Consider the following 16921-nt stretch of genomic DNA (forward strand, 5'->3'; position numbering starts at 1 on the left):
AATTTGTATCTTGTATTCAGATTTTCTTATACCACTTAAGCTAACGATAATGTCAACCACAAAACAAAACCATTATGAAAAAAGCTAATCAACAAGTACTACATGCATTACTATCTGGTAAAGAACTCTCTCATGTCTTAGAAGATACTAAAGACACTATACCAGAAGGAGAAATGTTTAACTTCTTAGTCAAAAACAACATTCTTTTTAAAGTAGATGCTAATGCTGCTCATCTAGATAGTGAGGCTATTTCCTTTATCGTCAAAAGGACTAATGCCTTAGGAGAAGAACTCGTATTAGATGAGAAAAAACTAGACAAAAAAGTATCCAAGGCTATTAAAAAAGACAAAATTCACTCTAGTGAGGCTCTTGCTTATATGATTAATCAAATTCGCAAAAAACTACCTAAGAGTTATACTATTTGCAATCTAGAACGTGGTGATGAGGCATACTACATTGGGGTAATCAAGAAAAAAGAACTCAAGAAAATAAATAAGTTAAGTTTAGATTTTGGAATATTTCACAAATTCTCCATTAGTGAAGATCAAGATCCATTTTATGTGATAGAGTGCTCATGTGGAGCTACCTATATTTGGGAAACTCAAGAAGAAGGAGAAAACCACAATACTGGAGTTTGTCACAACTGTGGAAAGAGTTTTTCTGATCTAGCTAATGATGTAACCGTCTAATAAAACGTTTTATATACACAAAGGGAGCTCCATGAGCTCCTTTTTTTATGCTTCACTAAAAAAGACACTCTCTGTCAAATAAAACCTTATAAAAGTAACAAACAAGTATTTAAGCAAATATAAAACTATAAAAAACAAAGTATTTTATATAATTATCACATATAAACACATAATTATTTTGTTAACGTTAACAAAATAAACTACTTTAGGGTTCTATTAAACAATTAGAAACTATGATACGCACCACCATTAAATTATTATGCTTATGCTTTTCTATAGGAATTATTACTACAGCATGTAGTAACGATGACAGTTCTCCTGCCAAACCCCCTATAGTTGACCCTGAGAAACCCGAACCAGAAAAACCCGAACCAGCCAAATCATTGGTTTTTGATTTTAGCAATACTACTACTGTAAAGCAAATCTCTTTTGTAGACAATGCTACTACTGAATTAGGTACTACTATCAGCAAAGAATGGGAACCTACTATTGGTTACTTAAAACCTATGTCTTTAACTTTAGATAAAGAGAAACTTACTGTTACTTACTCAGAAGATAGAAAACAAGAATACACAATCAAGATGAATAATAACGATATCGTTATAGAGTCTAAAGATCATCCATCTTATACATTTGCTACTTTATCTGCTGATAAGAAAGGTTTGGTAATTAATTCTTCATTCTTCCGTATTAAAGGTGCTCATAAAGCGTTAAATGTAAATAATACTGCATCATTACAAGAATATGGAGCAGTTGATCTTACAACGTTTAAAAACAAGTATAATCACTTAAAAAACACTAGTGGTAAATACTTACAAATTACTTTTGAATACAAACTAAAAAACTAAGACATTATGAAGAAAATAATTTATACTCTAGTTGCCTTAGCTTTTAGTAGTGCAACTTTTGCTCAATTTTCTAAGGGGAATGCTGTAAAATCAGATGAATTTTACCCTGGTGCTATCTTTAATGAGAAATCTCTAAAAGGACTTGAGCCACAAAAATTACTTACCGCAACAGAAACAAGTGTAGTAATGCTTCCTAGTTCCCTACTTGAAGATTCTTTTGAAATAAGTGATTACTCAAAAGAGAATTGGCATGCTATTATAGATAAATACTACGCGAAGTTATCTAAAGCAACACAAAACGAAAGCTTTTCTTTCTCGACACCTTCTCAAGTTTACTCTTTAAAATATTTAGATAAGGATTACAACACTTATGAAAGTATAAAAAACTACTTTGGTGTTGATGCTATTACTTCAAAAAATCTATTCTTTGGAAGAAGCGAACAAATTCTTTTTTCTTTTCTAGTTATTGATCCAATAAACAAAGAAGACAGATATATTAGTAAAGAAGCTTTAGAGAAGATAAAAGAACAAGATCCTATCCTAATTCAAAGTGTAAGCTTTGGAAAAAGAGCTGATATCTTAATTGCTTCTAATAAACTAGATACAGAAATAAGAACAGCTTTTAATATCTATAGAAGTAAAGAAACACAACGATACAAAGAAGCTGACCAGATATTAGCTGACGCATCAGTACACATCATCCTTTTTGGAAAGAACAATATAGACACCTCTAATCTTACAAATCAAGAGATAATCTTAGCTTATATCGATTTTATAACTAAGCCTGCTGTAAAAGAAGATTACTACTATCCTATTAAATATGAAGGTCTTCACCTGAATAATAGAAAGATTTATCAAAGTGATATAATGCAAGATAGTTACAAATAACAAGCAAAAGGAGCTCATTGAGCTCCTTTTTTCTATAATATAAATTGCAAACTATAACCCTAGTACACCTTTCTCCATATGGATGATAAGAGAACTCGTGTACAGACAGGTTAACTCTTAAAATCTAATTGACACAACTGAGCATTAATAGCTCGCCCAGCTGCTGATCCTGTAGCTATGGCTGTAGCAACAGATCTAAATGAGGTCATATCTCCACAAGCATACACTCTCGGTATAGTACTCTCTTGTTGATTATCTACTTTTAGCAGCCCCTGTTCAGTAAGTTCACATCCTAATTGGCTTGGAATATTACTTTTCTGAATAACGGCAGGTCGAGAGTATATTACCTCAACTTGTAAATTAGAGTTATCTCTAAAAACAACCTCTGATACTTGTCCTTGTTTGTGTTTAAGCTCAGTAATTGGAGTTTCTATAATCTTAATTCCCTTTCTGTTTATTATGTTTTGTTGTTCTAAGGTAAAATTAGCTTGTCCATTTGTTAATATACTTAGTTTCGTTGTTAATGGAGAAGCCAGCATTAACAGGTGAAAAGCTAAATCACCATTGGCTAAAATAGCTGTTGTTCTATTTATTTGCTCATATCCATGGCAATAGGTACAGTGAATGACACTTTTACCCCAGCAATCTGCATACCCCTTAATTGGCAATAACATATCCTTTAATCCAGTAGCAAACAATACAAACTTAGCTTTATACTTCTTCTGCTCTACGCTGTGAACTAAAAAGGTTTGATTAGCTGTTTTATCTACTTTCTCAACCTGGGTTGAATAATAAAGAACTGTTTCATATTTCAATACCTGTTCTTTGGCTTTTGCGCTAATCTGACCAGGAGCAACACCATCTTGTGTCAAGAAATTATGTGAGTGTGGAGTCATTCTATTACAAGGTTCATTGCTATCTAATATCAAGACCTTGCACATAGAACGCCCTAATGTCAATGCAGCAGATAATCCTGCATAACTACCTCCAATAATAATCACATCAAACAATTCGTCTTCATCTACACTATCTATCACAACAAAAGACTCAAGTGAGTTTGCTACCAATATAGTAGAACTTGCTAAAGTACTTTTCTGTATAAATTCTCGACGAGATACCATAGGCGTTTATTTAGATATTTGAGTGATTAAATCTCTTATTTCCATTATCCCTGTGTGTTTCCACAGTACTTCCCCTGCTTTATTTACCAATACCATTGTTGGGACAGCTCTTATTTGAAACTGTGCAGATAGCGCAGGTTCTTGATCCACATCTATGCGTTTTAATTCTACGTGCTGCGTTACTTCTTCTACTGACTCATCTATAATTCTGGTTAACATCTTACACGGTCCACACCATTCTGCAAAAAATTGAAGTAATACAGGTTTCTCAGCTTGGTTTAAAATTTCCGTTATATTCATATCTATTCTTGTTTTAATTTGAATAAGACAAAGCTAATAAGCCTACAACCAAGAGGTATTATACGAATGGGAGACAAAATAGCACAAAGTACATTAAGCAATATCGAAGAATAACATTCTACTGACACTACATTGTTTATTGAAATAATTTGGCTTAATTTACTTTCACTATTACTATTAACTAACGATCACAAAGTGGAAAACACAATTAACACCACATCAGAACCAACTAAACCGATAGGTTTTGAGAACTATACAATGGAGCAGAAAACCATTGACTTAGGTAAAGCTAATGGATATGCTTTACTTAGTATTATCCCTATAGCGCTAATTAATATCATTCCTTATTACTTCATATGGGGTGAATTAGCTAGCATTTCTAAGCTCAAAGAAACCAATCCTTTATTTATGATAAGTGGTTCGTTTTCGATAATACTAATTATGTTAATTGGTATCGTTATACACGAATTAATTCACGGGCTTACTTGGGCTATTTATGCAAAGAAAGGTTTTAAGTCAATGAAGTTTGGGGTATTATGGAAGATGATAACTCCTTATTGTCACTGTAAAGAGCCTTTAAAGGTTAGAGCTTACAGTATAGGTGCTATCATGCCTGCTATCATATTGGGATTTATTCCTTCTATCATAGCCATCATCATTGGTCACTTTGGTTTGCTATTATTTGGTATATTCTTCACTGTAGCTGCCATGGGGGACTTTATGATTATCTACCTAATCTATAAAGAAGACAAAGATACATGGGTACAAGATCATCCTTCTGAAGCAGGGTATTACCTATTAAAAGAACAGAAATAAGGCAAAAAAGACAGCTAATTAGCTGTCTTTTTCATTTATGAATTAGAGTAAACTGTTGTTATTCCTGAACTCACTATTGTGTTATTCTCCTTGCCCCATTCTACTAAATTAGTATGTCCACTCTCTATCCAAGCAATATAATTGTGTACCAATAACAGTGCTTCTTCTAACTCTTTACGCCAATACTCCCTTCTAGCGTCATCAATAAACTCAGTGATATGGATATATACTTCTTTAGCTTTATCTACTACCTCATTAGGCTCTCCAATAAAGTAATCAGGCAAGTGATGTGTAGAGAACTCAATATGACCTATACTGTCAGATACAATACGTCCTCTAGCTCTATCATCCGTAGCATCAACTTCTAGAGCTTTATAGAGATACTCTAGACGGTAAAAGTAAATACCTAACCAGCGAAATGGTGTACTATCTTCTAACTCTAATTCACACCAGGTCTCTAATGTAGGAACTACCACTTGCTGAGCTAATGGCGTTGGTAGTGGTCCATAATCTGCATCTGGAACTGTCTCACAAAACTGCATTAAGCAAATTACAAAGCTTTTTTTCTGTTCATAAGTCCATTGCCTCACTTCTACTAGAAATTCGTTTAAAACAGTAAAAGAAGCCTTGCGCAAGCCTTTTTCTCTTAGCGTACAATACTCTGCATATTTACGCCATTCTTCTACCTGCCTTGTTTTCTCTGCAACTAATAACAACGCTTTATTTTGACCTTCACTAATCATTAGTGTCTATTTTAATAAAAATCATAGTAGATACTCCAATCTCCTGTTGTGGCATTGCGAGCAAACATAAAACTACCATTATCCACGACGTTTAGATTGACTTTCTCGTTAGTAGATATCTGGAATACAAACTCATATCCTTCTCCATACTCCTCATCTACTCCTATCCCTGACTGGCAATACGAAGGATACCCTCCAAGTTTAGTGTCATAACAATGCGAATCAAATACATCATAATAATCTTCTATTTCGCCTGTATCCTCCATCTCACAGATGCGATCTTCTTGCTCTAGAGTCAATCCTCCTCCATCCCAAATAGGGTAATCTACTTCTTCTAATCTAGGTTTTAACGGAAAGGCTTTTAAGATAGAGTCTTTATTAGTCAGGTCTTTTTGTACAATTCCCTCTAATGACGTGTATTCTCTAATTATCCATTTACTCCCCATAGGTTCTAATTGTTCTGGATATTCATAAGACATAAACACCGTCAATAACTCAATACCCTCTAATGCTTTAGGCACAAAAGGCAAATTAGGTAAATACAGCTGTAATAGAGGAATCATCTCTCTTCCCTTATCATCTAAGGGAATTTGTTCTTCTTCTTTATAAGCTGTTACGCGTGCTATCCAAGACTCTTCTATAGTATCTAATGGACGAAAACCTCCTACTTCAAAAGCAGTAACCTTACGTCCTATTTCTTGTTTTAATTCTTCTAATGTTTTCATTGTATTTAAGAATAAGCATTAAAGCAAATCACTGTATCATCGCTCTCATTGTAATAAAGTACACAATCATTGCCATCTGTAAAGAACTCACATCCTATGGTCATACCTATTGGTGCGTAATTCGTCAAATCTAATGAAGAGTCAAAATCTCCCTGATAGAGCGCTACATCAAAGTCTTCATCTCCTTGACTATACACATAAGGACTTGGATCTGCTTTAGCAAAGCCATCTATTAACTGTCTATACTTAGAGAACTGCCCTGTTCGTTGATACACTAATTTATTAAGTGAATAGGCATAAAAGAATTCAATATACGTATCTAGATCAAAGTCTGCATCTATTTCAGGTAATAGAGCCTTCACTTTATCTGTGTATTCATCTAAAGTTAACTTCGCTTTAAAATAGTGATCCTCATTAGTTTTAAAGTCAGATTCTAGTGTTTTGTGTATCTGCCCAACTACTTCATAGCCTTGATAGATACTTATATCACCGCTAAACGTATATTTATTATCAATTAGCTTAAAGCGATAGTAGTCACTTGTGTTTTGATCAGAATTACTCTCATCAGTAGTCCAAACACCATTATGTGAAACGAAATGAACGAGTTGACCTGATGGTAATACAACAGAGCATAACGGATAAAAAATCCCCTCTAAAGTACTGTCAGAGAACACCTCTTCATATCTAGGATATAGTTTTAACTCCATTACTTTTAATTGTGATAGTAAAAGACGAAAATACTGCTTTTAGTGTAGTTCTGCCCTAATGAATGCAGCTATTTTTGAGCTGCGAGATAAAGCTCTTCTACTAAGGCATCTGTAGGTAATACATCTCCATAATTCGTTAAGATAACGATTACTGTTCCGTCTTCTAAGTCTCGCCATAAGATAGATTTGAAGCCATTTAGTCCGCCTTTGTGATAGACTGTTTTATGATTGTGCTTCGTCACTACTCTCCATCCATATCCATAATTTGCCTCTTTACCTGAGGTAAGTTGAACAGGTGTGTACATCAATACCCGCTGATTATATGGCAACACCTCTTCCTTAGAAAGGCTTTTAGCATAACGATACAAATCAGATGCTGTCATTAGTAACCCTGTGTCTCCATAAGAGATAAGTGTAAAATCATCTACATTGCCATTCTTATCATATCCCACTGCTACCTCTTTTCCTTTTTGATGTTTATCTGTGTATAGCTTCGTATTTTGAATACCTGATTTAGAGAATATATGCTGAGTCAAATACTGTTCATAGCTTACGCCACTTATACGTTCAATAATCTTAGCTAGTAGAATATATCCTGTATTACAGTATTTATGCTGACTTCCTGGAGTAAAATTAAGTCGGTTTTCTCTTTCTAACCATTGAAGAATAATAGCGGTATCAACATCATCAGAAACAGGCATTTCAACTTCATAATCAGGCAATCCCGAAGTATGAGTTAGCAGTTGATGAATCGTTAGGTTATCTGCATAAGCTCCTAGCTCTGGTAGATATGTCTTAATCTTATCTGTATAAGTTAATTGACCTTGAGATACTAACTGAGCCACACTTACGGCTGTAAAGGTTTTGGTAATAGAAGCGCCATAAAAAAGTGTTTGATTAGTATTTAAGATCTTTTGTTCTTTATCACTCCACCCTACTACAGTATCACATAGTACCTCATCTCTATTTCCTACTAGTACAGCTCCATTTATTTTACCTGCTAAAGTATAGCGATTAATAACCTCCATGACTTTTCTCTTTCCTGCCCATAGTGTTATGCTATTTATTAGGCAAAAACCTATAATCACTTTATAAAGTAATCTCATCTTTTTTCTTATTAGAAAGGCAAATTAAAAGAGTTTCCCTAATATGAATATTAAGACAATGTAAAGGATAGACTAGAGAAACGATTAAATTTCTTCTTAGTAATATACCTGTCTTAACCAGTTTCTGCAGACTGCTGAGAATGATATAATGAAAAAAGCCGTAGTCTTTAATAAGGCTACGGCTTTTTATGCGAACTAATAATAAACTTTCTTTGTCTTTTTAACATTTACTAATATAGATAAATATTTTAACATTTCACAAGTTATTATTATTTATTTTTATCCAAAAACCATTTAATTGCTTTAGCTTCTTCTGTTTTTATAAAACTATCCTTTCCACTGTTATAATGATTACCATCCTTCCAATCCATTTGGCTTAACTCTTGTTTTAATTCTTGATAGGCTTGTTTAATTAAAGGATGTGCTCTTAAGTAATCCCTGAAAGCAATATGTCTAGTCCAATTCTCATCATCAGTAGCGATAGCATGTATATTAGCTATTCTGATACCGTGATTATGTAATCCATCTGGTACTGTCTCTCCTATAACTATCTGAGTAGGGAAACCATATTCTTCTGGAGCTTTATCTAACTTGACAAAAAACCTTCTATACGGCATATCTTCATTGTAAATCTCATAATAGATGTACCCTCTCTGTTTCATCAAAACAGGAAGTTTATCTAAGTCCTGCTCAGACTTTAACCCTATCATAATATCTATAATTGGCTTAGCAGATAGCCCTTCTACTGACGTACTTCCGATATGCTCTACTTGTACATCTAAATGGCCTAATACTGAGTCTAGTTCTTGTTTTAAGATTAAAAACTGTTCTTTCCAATCTGGGTTATATGAGGTAAAAGCGACTTTCATGTTACTAAATCTAGGGTTAAGAATAATAGACAAAGATACCTCTAGCCTTGTATTTACTTGCTTTTTAAACCCAAAAAAACGCCAATACACAATATTGACGTTTCAAATAACTTATTCAGAGTATGGAAATGACTCTTCCATTTTCTCATAAGGTATATACTGTTTTAGAATCTGTTGATACTCTATATCTGTAAGTACTCCTCTGCTATCCTCTGACCAACCTTTAATGCGGTAATCAATTAAAGGGCGTTCTATTAACTCTTCTAACAGAGTTACCTTATCTTCTGACAAGTATCTACTGTGAGTCTTTAATGTCGCTCTTAAGTAAGTAATAAACTCCTTATCTGATTGTTTGTTATAAGTATCTAATTGACTCATATCTAATACAATGCGTTTAAAGATAAAGTCTCTTAGATTCTTCGCCTCATAAGTAGCCTCTATATCATCATGCCATACAAATACGATAGGATAATCCCCTTCGACCTCTTCACTCATCAAAAAACAGTACATATCTCCTGCTCCATTTTTAGCAAAGGGAATAAAGTTATACTCCTCTTTTATCTCCATATAATTATCAGGATCTCTTAGCCAAGAGATTTCTTCATCCACATCTTTCAAAGGGCATAACTCAAAATCATCGCTAAAGAGCAATAAGGTTGGATTGTCCTTTAGTTTAGGGAAAGTCTCAGCATACCACGTAGCGCCATACTGTCCTACCTCTAACATCTTATCTAAGGCTAACTGCTTATATAATTCAGGGTACTTAATATTGTATTTCTGTTCTAATTCTTGTATTGTCATCTTTAAAAATCTCTGTATTGGTCAAACCATTTACCTGCTGTTTCTTCCTCTATACTGAAAGTACTAAACGAAACTAATTGCATCACAGCTTCCCAGGTATCTTCTCGTTCTATTGTTTCAATATTAGGCAAGTCATTAATTACCTCCACAAGTATTTTGATTGCCCCTTGAACATCTTCTATACTACTAGCCTTCTTAATTACCTTTAAAGCATCTTTATAAGCCTTTACAGCCACTTTATTATTCTTTGTAGGCCAAACTCCAAATGGAATACCAAACTCTGTTACAAACCATTCTGGCTTCTTTAGATTAGATACTGAAGCATATTTAAAGGTTCTTTCCTTCTCTAAAGTAGCTAATTGCTTCTTTAACACCTTACCTGTTTGTTCTTCTATATTCCAACCGATAAAGTAGTTCAGATTAGCCCAAGTATTTAAAGCAGGTAAAGTGCTCAAGTCTGAAATATATCTTAACTCTAAGGCTTCTAAGGCTGTACAAGATTCAAGCGAACTTAGATTACACATATTACCTGATAGAGCAACAGCTGTTAGATTAGAAAACTGTAATAAACTAGTACAGTCAAAAGGTTGTCCTTTCACCTTAGTTACAATATTGATATCCTTAATATGAGCCGTTTTAGTAAACAATGGAAGGCTAATAGGTGTTGTACTATTAATATCTGGTATAAACGAAAAAGACAAGGCTTCTAAATGATCATAGTTCTCTAAAGTTAGATTGCTGATATTACCTCTAAAGAAAACACTCTTTACTTTCTGTCCTAGAATAATCCGAATTGGCTTATTGATAGTTATGGTAAGTTGACCGATGTGAGCTGTTGTAAAGTCGGCTTCTGTAGTATCTAATGGTGTCCACTCCATCGCTTCCATTTCACGAGTAGCACTCCAAGTGATAAAGGAAGTATCATCTCCGTGATATTCCATCACACGAGGCCAATTACCTCCTGCAGGCACTTGAAATTCGTTAAACACATTCCAATTGATTTGATCTCCAGCATCAACCATCGCATCGCACTTAGATGTAGTCACACCTTTAGTACCAATCGAAAAACGACCTTGACCTGCCGATATCTTTACCTTGTGACTATTCTCTTTAGTCAAGGACATATAAAATGGGGTATCTCTCTGCATAATTACCTATTTAAACCAAACTTCATATCCAAAGCGGCATATCGCCACAAACATGATAAACAAGAAGATATAACGCACCCATACTTGCCCTTTTAAGATTGCCATCTTAGCTCCACAGTATCCTCCTAAACCGTTACATACAGCCATAGGTAAGGCTACTTTCCAGATAATAGCCCCTTTAAGCAAGAACAAACAGATACTTCCAAAGTTAGTCACTAGGTTAATCATCTTAGCATAAGCGGATGCCTTAAAGAAGTCAAATCCCATTAAGAACACAAACCCCATAATAAAGAACGTCCCTGTAGCTGGACCTATAAATCCATCGTAGAAGCCTACAACGATTGAGATGACAACTCCCCAGATATACTTCTGTCTATCTGTAATATTACTTATGGCTTTTCTAGAAAAGTCTTTCTTGATATAGGTAAACACCCATAGTGCTATTAGAATAATAAATAGCAAGGGTTTCATAAAGTCGTTATTGACAATGGTCAGTGTATATGAACCTGCAAATGCACTTGCAAAAGAAAGCAAGGCAAGTAAAGCGAAAAACATCCAGTTAATTTTTGTCTTTTTCATATACTGCCCTACAGCCATCGCTGTTCCTGAAAAGGCAGGTATCTTAAGTGTTCCTATAACTGTTGACACAGGTATTTGAGGTAATAGGGCTAATCCTAGTGGTGTTTGTATAAGGCCTCCTCCTCCTGCAATGGCATCAATAAAGCCAGCGCAAAAAGCTACTATTCCTAAATACAATAAGATGTCTAATTCCATTTGTTTTATATAAGTTCACAAATGTAGAAGTATTACTTAATCTTCTAAAAACATTTCCTGTTTTTTACACTAAAATAGTCCTCTTCAGGCACAAAAAAACCACTGACTCTCATCAGTGGTTTCATTCAAAATTGCTCTAGGCATTTTATAGTTTAATCTTATTCATTTTCTAAGTGTAAATACCCTGTTCTCTTGATCATTTCAGTTCCCTTAGAATCAGTGTATTCGTACATTACTACGTAGTAATAAGTACCAGTTGGTAATTTAGCGTTTTTATTAACTGTTCCGCTTCCTTCAGAGTATCCTTTAAATACGTTTCCATTACTATCATAGTTACTTGTCTCATATACCTTAGCCCCCCATCTATTAAAGATTTGAACTTTATTGTTCGGGTATCTCGTAATATTATCAATGATAAAGTAATCATTCTTACCATCTCCGTTTGGAGAAACCGCATTATAGATAACAACATCTCCTTTATTAATGATATCATTCTTTACAGTTGCTAAAGTAAAGAATCCATATCCGTTAACTGTAGTTGCTGTAGTAACTTCTTTATTCTCTACATCTACCACTCCTCCTTCATCTACCCAGATCTGATTATACTCATCCCAACGAATAATATGTAAGTTCTTCTCTGGATTACCTAATACATCTTTCAATGTAGTCTTATCACTCCAACTAAGGGTTAATAAAACATCTCCTTCCGTATTATTTCCCTTATCAACTAACCAAAACTCATTGGTATTAATAATTTCGATTACACCTGTCTTATTTTTATGAGCTTCAAAGAACTGCTTATCATCATAGATATATCTACTTACATAAGTTGATTTATCACTCTTAGGAGCAGAGATCTTAGCATATCTAAAATTACCTTTATGCCCTTGTGGGAACATAAACGCATCATTACCTATCTTTTCTATTTCTCCATCTGCAAAACTCCTATCACTTGCATTTATTGATTTTGCTCCTTTCTGGAAAGTAAGCATTCCTTGTGACAATCCTGTTTTAGGGTTAATTGTAGAATCAATCTTTACTATACCATCTTGGAAATCCATTGTTCCTAGTATATCAACATTAGCTTTTAAGTCAAAAGCTCCTGATTTTTGAGGATTGTTCAAGACTACATCATAAAATTCTGTAAATGAATTCCCCGAGATAGTCTGTACTCCGCTCTCCTCTTCGTGTCTACTAAATATTACCTTACCTGTCTTAGCATTCTTACTAATACTATAGATACCATCATTTCTAAAATTATTAAAGAAATAAACTGTACCATCGTTAGTAAAATCTCCAGACTCAACATTTATAAACTCCGCTACTGTTCCCATCTCAGTACCTGGCATGACTGAGAATATCCCTTCATTTACTGTCTGTGCTGAAGCTACAAACGGAACTGCAGATAGAACTATTAACCCAATATTCTTCTTTTTCATAACTATTTTATTCATTACAGTAATCAACATCAAAAATACATCTGATAATCAACTACATTATACTTTTATAAAATTCTAAAAACCAAAAACCGCACCAAAGATTATTTCAATACCAAAAAGGTTCTAAAAATATTCCATTACATATAAAACCATCCCTTAAATAGACCCATCTATTGTTTAACAAATAACTAATAAACTTGTATGTATCTCCGTTTAGTGTCATACTACTCATTTAGTGGGAAAACTATAGCTCTTTAAAAAACATAACTAACTAATATACAATATTTATAAAAAGTCGTTGTATGTTATTTTGTTGAATAAATAGTCACCTATCTTCCTTTATTACATCAAACGGACATACGTTTCATGTTTTATTAAATTATAATTTTTCTAACATAAGATTAGAATTATCTAATTGAGGTACTTCTTCAGATAAAATATAACTGGAGACATATCCTCCTCCATAATCATCTATTACAGAAAAATATCCATTTAGATAAAAATAATACATAACTGAATAAAATTCAGAAGAATCCTTCCTCAATAAATTTTCAATTGTGTATACTTTTCCTTACCATCTGGTTATTGAATATTTTGTAAAAACAAAATAATTCCAATAATAACAATTATTATTCCTCCCGCAAATCCCCGCAAATTCATTGATGTATCCCAAGAGTTAGAATCTTCTTTTTTCCTTTTTAATAAATAAATTATATAAACGCTACCACCTAATATACATAATAGCGAATAAATTAATTCCATCAGTTATTTTCTTTTGTTTGATTGTTTAATTTATTAACCTCATTTTCAATTATTTTCAACTTAATTCCAGCTCCTTGTTTAATAATTTCTTTTCCTAAATCATTCTTAGGTCCAGGTAAACTTGTCTTAAATCTTTGTATCACAAAAATAACAAACAATACAATATCTTAAACACTAAACAAAAACTTATACATAAATATCAAAAAACAACTCTAATATCGAGATAAAAAATCAAAATATAACAATTAAACCTTTCTATTAATAATACCTATCCATTCACTTATAGTAAGAACTATACACAAAAAAACAATATACAAACACATCTAGTGATTAATACCTAATTAACAATATCGTTCGTTAACGAATAATGACTAAATGTGATTATTTAATCATTATTTTATTTTATCATTTTTACAGTTAATGCTTATTCTATATTCTCTCATAACTACCTAAAATACTAAGTAAAAATCCACAAATGAGTATTCAATACAATAAACAAGAGGTAATTATATCAGATAACTCTATAAGGTATGAATAAACCATAGGATAATATAATCTTTAATGAAGTGAAAGAAAGAAAAGATAGAACAACGTATTACAACTATTTTGAATCTCGGCGATTGGAGACTACGTGATGTATACATGAAGTATTGGTGGAGAAAAGGCATTTCTAGTCCAGTAAACACGGCGTATTGTCCACCATTAGTCCAACAACTAGTATATCGGACAGTATCTACATAGGGTAAGAGGAGTAACTATCATATTCACATTAGACACAAATAACTTAAACACATAGTATTCAGTGATTTGAAATTGAAATAGCAAATTTTAAAGAATTTAGTTTAAAATAATGTTTGTGAAAGAAAACCAATAAAACTAAATAGGTATGATTATGACATAAATATCATTTTAAAATTATACTTGGCAAGTATTGGTTTGAGGCTCTTTTCAACCCTCCTTAGTTCTAGAAACGAACTTTTCAAGAAACAAACTATGAGCTTTACAAGAAAGTAATATTCCTCCTTCACATCTTACTTTTGCCTTAAACAAATAGAAATGAAAACAACCAAAAACATCAAGCGCTTTCTTAAGATATCAACAAGAATAGCCCTGATTATTTCGGTACTAATAGTTATAATAGCACTTTATATGATGCACCCACAATTTGGCAAAAGACCCTCTGGTATTAGATTAGAAAACATAAAACAATCCGCCCAATTTAGAGATGGAAAGTTTCAAAATACAAACCACACTCCCCAAGTTACACAGAGTCTTGGTGTTGCCTTGTACGATTACCTATTTAATAAATCAAAAGATAGCAAACCGAAAGATAGTATCCCTTCTGTGCCTATCCAGTGGGAAGAAATACTAAAAAAGGATAACCAAATGGTTTGGTTAGGTCACTCTTCTTACTTTCTGCGCATAGACGGTAAGAACATTCTAGTAGATCCTGTACTTAGTGGAAGTGCTTCTCCTATACCAGGAGGAACTAAGGCTTTTAATGGAAGTGATATCACCGCTGTAGAATGGCTACCAAAGATAGACTATCTATTTATCTCACACGATCACTATGATCATATGGATTATAAAACACTAAAGTTCTTACAACCTACTGTATCTAAGATAATCGTAGGATTAGGTGTTGGTGCTCATTTAGAACACTGGGGATATACTACAGACCAAATAATAGAAAAAGACTGGTGGGATCAGGTAGATTTAGGTGATGGGTTTCAAACTATTGTAACTCCTGCAAGGCACTTTTCAGGTAGAAGTATATGGAGTGCTAATACACTTTGGGCTTCTTATGTACTTAAAACTCCTTCTTTTACACTATATTTAGGTGGTGATAGTGGATATGACACTCACTTTAAGGTAATTGGTGAGAAACATGGTCCATTTGACCTAGCTATATTAGAGAATGGTCAATATGACCTTAGTTGGAAATATATACATATGATGCCTGAAGAGGTAGTACAAGCTACAAAAGATCTAAATGCTAAAGTGCTTTTACCAGTCCATTCTTCTAAATTTGTGTTGGCTAACCACTCTTGGTATGAACCACTAGATAGAGTATCGGCTGAAGCCATAAAACAGAATCAAGCGATAACTACACCATTAATTGGTCAGATAATTGATCTAAACAATCTGGATACAGAACCAACTTATTGGTGGAAAAAGTAAATTTATGACTGTACACGACGACTTATATGGAATACAGAAGTCTTGCTATTCACAGAATACTAAGACAGGAGAATACTTTGTCAAAGAGAACGGTATTTCATATATCGTTTCTGGAGAGTTAGAGGCTTTTGATGGGAAAACAGTACATCGCTATAAAAAAGGAGACATTGTATTGTATAAGAAAAATACACTAATACGCTTTGTCAAATATGCTCAACCTACTCATGTCTTCGAAGCAATCTCTGTTGTATTTGACGACACCCTTCTTCAAGAGTATGCACAGAGGTATCATATCTCCTCTGCTAAATTACCAGAACAAAGTCTATATAAAGTAAAGTCAGATGTACTATTAAACGCTTATTTTACAAGTTTAAAGAGTTATTTCTCTAGAGAGATAACACCAGCACTAGCCCAATTAAAGAAAGAAGAGGCTATACACCTATTACTCTTACACAATGAAACATATAGAAATGTCTTGTTTCACTTTGCTACACCTGGTAAGATAGACCTTGAGGCATTTATGAATAACAACTTCAGATTTAATGTTCCACTGAGTCAACTTGCTTTCTTAACAGGTAGAAGTTTAGCTACATTTAAACGAGACTTTGAAAAGGTATTTAAGACATCTCCTAATAAATGGATACAACAAAAGCGCTTAGAAGAGGCCTATTATTTATTAGAAAACAAAAAAATGAAGACAAAGGATGTGTACCTAGAAGTGGGATTTGAGACCTTATCTCATTTCTCTTATGCTTTTAAAAAACACTTTGGTATCCCACCTTCGAATGTATAAAAAGATAAGGGGCAGTATCTCACAGATAACTGCCCCTTATTATTTAATTCTCTTTTTCATTTCTTGTCTTAGTTAAAACATATAATGTCTTAGCGAATGTCTTTAGCATTTTTTTAATCCCTTTTCCGCTAAAAGGGATTAAAAAAACAAAGGTTCTAGTCAGAACAAAGATCTAACTAGAAACCTCTAACAAACAACGTATCAATAATTC

The 16921-nt window shown here is 33.4% G+C and carries 18 protein-coding genes; 6 read left to right on the forward strand and 12 right to left on the reverse strand.

The annotated features are described in order from the left end of the window. The first annotated feature begins 74 nt into the window (after window positions 1-74). The 3 genes from BMX53_RS09750 (at window position 75) to BMX53_RS09760 (ending at window position 2425) form a co-directional block, all read left to right on the forward strand. Window positions 75-689 (forward strand): hypothetical protein, encoded by a 615-nt coding sequence (locus BMX53_RS09750; RefSeq protein WP_038985760.1) that lies wholly within the window; start codon window positions 75-77, stop codon window positions 687-689. Window positions 690-922: 233 nt separating this feature from the next. After that, the gene (locus BMX53_RS09755; protein ID WP_038988128.1) at window positions 923-1537 is read left to right on the forward strand and encodes a hypothetical protein; all 615 of its coding nucleotides are present in this window, start codon (window positions 923-925) and stop codon (window positions 1535-1537) included. A 6-nt stretch (window positions 1538-1543) separates the two neighbouring features. Next, window positions 1544-2425, forward strand: coding sequence for a hypothetical protein (locus BMX53_RS09760; RefSeq protein ID WP_074746038.1), 882 nt, complete (start codon window positions 1544-1546; stop codon window positions 2423-2425). 110 nt (window positions 2426-2535) lie between these two features. Here BMX53_RS09760 and BMX53_RS09765 read toward each other — a convergent pair whose 3' ends face one another. Next, the gene (locus tag BMX53_RS09765) at window positions 2536-3546 is read right to left on the reverse strand and encodes an NAD(P)/FAD-dependent oxidoreductase (protein WP_074746040.1); all 1011 of its coding nucleotides are present in this window, start codon (window positions 3544-3546) and stop codon (window positions 2536-2538) included. Window positions 3547-3552: 6 nt separating this feature from the next. After that, the gene (locus tag BMX53_RS09770) at window positions 3553-3846 is read right to left on the reverse strand and encodes a thioredoxin family protein (protein ID WP_038988124.1); all 294 of its coding nucleotides are present in this window, start codon (window positions 3844-3846) and stop codon (window positions 3553-3555) included. 195 nt (window positions 3847-4041) lie between these two features. On the opposite strand from BMX53_RS09770, the gene BMX53_RS09775 reads away from it, so the two are divergent. Further along, window positions 4042-4662, forward strand: a complete 621-nt coding sequence (locus tag BMX53_RS09775) for a DUF3267 domain-containing protein (protein ID WP_074746042.1) — start codon at window positions 4042-4044, stop codon at window positions 4660-4662. A gap of 35 nt (window positions 4663-4697) precedes the next feature. On the opposite strand, the gene BMX53_RS09780 is transcribed toward BMX53_RS09775, so the two are convergent. The 10 genes from BMX53_RS09780 to BMX53_RS09825 all read right to left on the reverse strand — a co-directional run bounded on the left by BMX53_RS09780 (window position 4698) and on the right by BMX53_RS09825 (window position 13736). Then, complete coding sequence (locus tag BMX53_RS09780; protein WP_074746044.1) at window positions 4698-5405, reverse strand: hypothetical protein; 708 nt, start codon at window positions 5403-5405, stop codon at window positions 4698-4700. Window positions 5406-5416: 11 nt separating this feature from the next. Further along, the gene (locus tag BMX53_RS09785) at window positions 5417-6130 is read right to left on the reverse strand and encodes a YwqG family protein (protein WP_074746046.1); all 714 of its coding nucleotides are present in this window, start codon (window positions 6128-6130) and stop codon (window positions 5417-5419) included. 5 nt (window positions 6131-6135) lie between these two features. Then, window positions 6136-6837 carry a hypothetical protein gene (locus tag BMX53_RS09790; protein ID WP_074746048.1) on the reverse strand — a complete coding sequence of 234 codons (702 nt, stop codon included), beginning with the start codon at window positions 6835-6837 and terminating at the stop codon, window positions 6136-6138. Window positions 6838-6905: 68 nt separating this feature from the next. After that, window positions 6906-7943: a serine hydrolase domain-containing protein gene (locus BMX53_RS09795; protein ID WP_074746050.1), complete on the reverse strand. Its 1038-nt coding sequence runs from the start codon at window positions 7941-7943 to the stop codon at window positions 6906-6908. A 269-nt stretch (window positions 7944-8212) separates the two neighbouring features. Further along, window positions 8213-8812 carry a GrpB family protein gene (locus BMX53_RS09800; RefSeq protein ID WP_074746052.1) on the reverse strand — a complete coding sequence of 200 codons (600 nt, stop codon included), beginning with the start codon at window positions 8810-8812 and terminating at the stop codon, window positions 8213-8215. Between the two features lie 111 nt (window positions 8813-8923). Continuing rightward, window positions 8924-9613 (reverse strand): SMI1/KNR4 family protein, encoded by a 690-nt coding sequence (locus tag BMX53_RS09805; protein ID WP_074746054.1) that lies wholly within the window; start codon window positions 9611-9613, stop codon window positions 8924-8926. Window positions 9614-9615: 2 nt separating this feature from the next. Further along, window positions 9616-10761, reverse strand: coding sequence for a hypothetical protein (locus tag BMX53_RS09810; protein WP_074746056.1), 1146 nt, complete (start codon window positions 10759-10761; stop codon window positions 9616-9618). Window positions 10762-10767: 6 nt separating this feature from the next. Beyond that, on the reverse strand, window positions 10768-11535 hold the full coding sequence (locus BMX53_RS09815; protein ID WP_038988117.1) for a sulfite exporter TauE/SafE family protein: 768 nt from the start codon (window positions 11533-11535) through the stop codon (window positions 10768-10770). Window positions 11536-11693: 158 nt separating this feature from the next. Beyond that, window positions 11694-12974, reverse strand: a complete 1281-nt coding sequence (locus BMX53_RS09820; RefSeq protein ID WP_074746155.1) for a T9SS type B sorting domain-containing protein — start codon at window positions 12972-12974, stop codon at window positions 11694-11696. 582 nt (window positions 12975-13556) lie between these two features. Further along, window positions 13557-13736: a hypothetical protein gene (locus BMX53_RS09825; protein WP_074746058.1), complete on the reverse strand. Its 180-nt coding sequence runs from the start codon at window positions 13734-13736 to the stop codon at window positions 13557-13559. 1056 nt (window positions 13737-14792) lie between these two features. Between BMX53_RS09825 and BMX53_RS09830 the strand changes: the two genes are divergently transcribed. Both BMX53_RS09830 and BMX53_RS09835 read left to right on the forward strand, forming a co-directional pair. Next, complete coding sequence (locus tag BMX53_RS09830; protein WP_074746060.1) at window positions 14793-15917, forward strand: MBL fold metallo-hydrolase; 1125 nt, start codon at window positions 14793-14795, stop codon at window positions 15915-15917. Window positions 15918-15921: 4 nt separating this feature from the next. Beyond that, complete coding sequence (locus BMX53_RS09835) at window positions 15922-16710, forward strand: helix-turn-helix domain-containing protein (protein ID WP_074746062.1); 789 nt, start codon at window positions 15922-15924, stop codon at window positions 16708-16710. Window positions 16711-16921 lie beyond the last annotated feature (211 nt).

Origin of the sequence: Myroides marinus (genome assembly GCF_900109075.1) — a bacterium.
GTDB lineage: Bacteria > Bacteroidota > Bacteroidia > Flavobacteriales > Flavobacteriaceae > Flavobacterium > Flavobacterium marinum_A.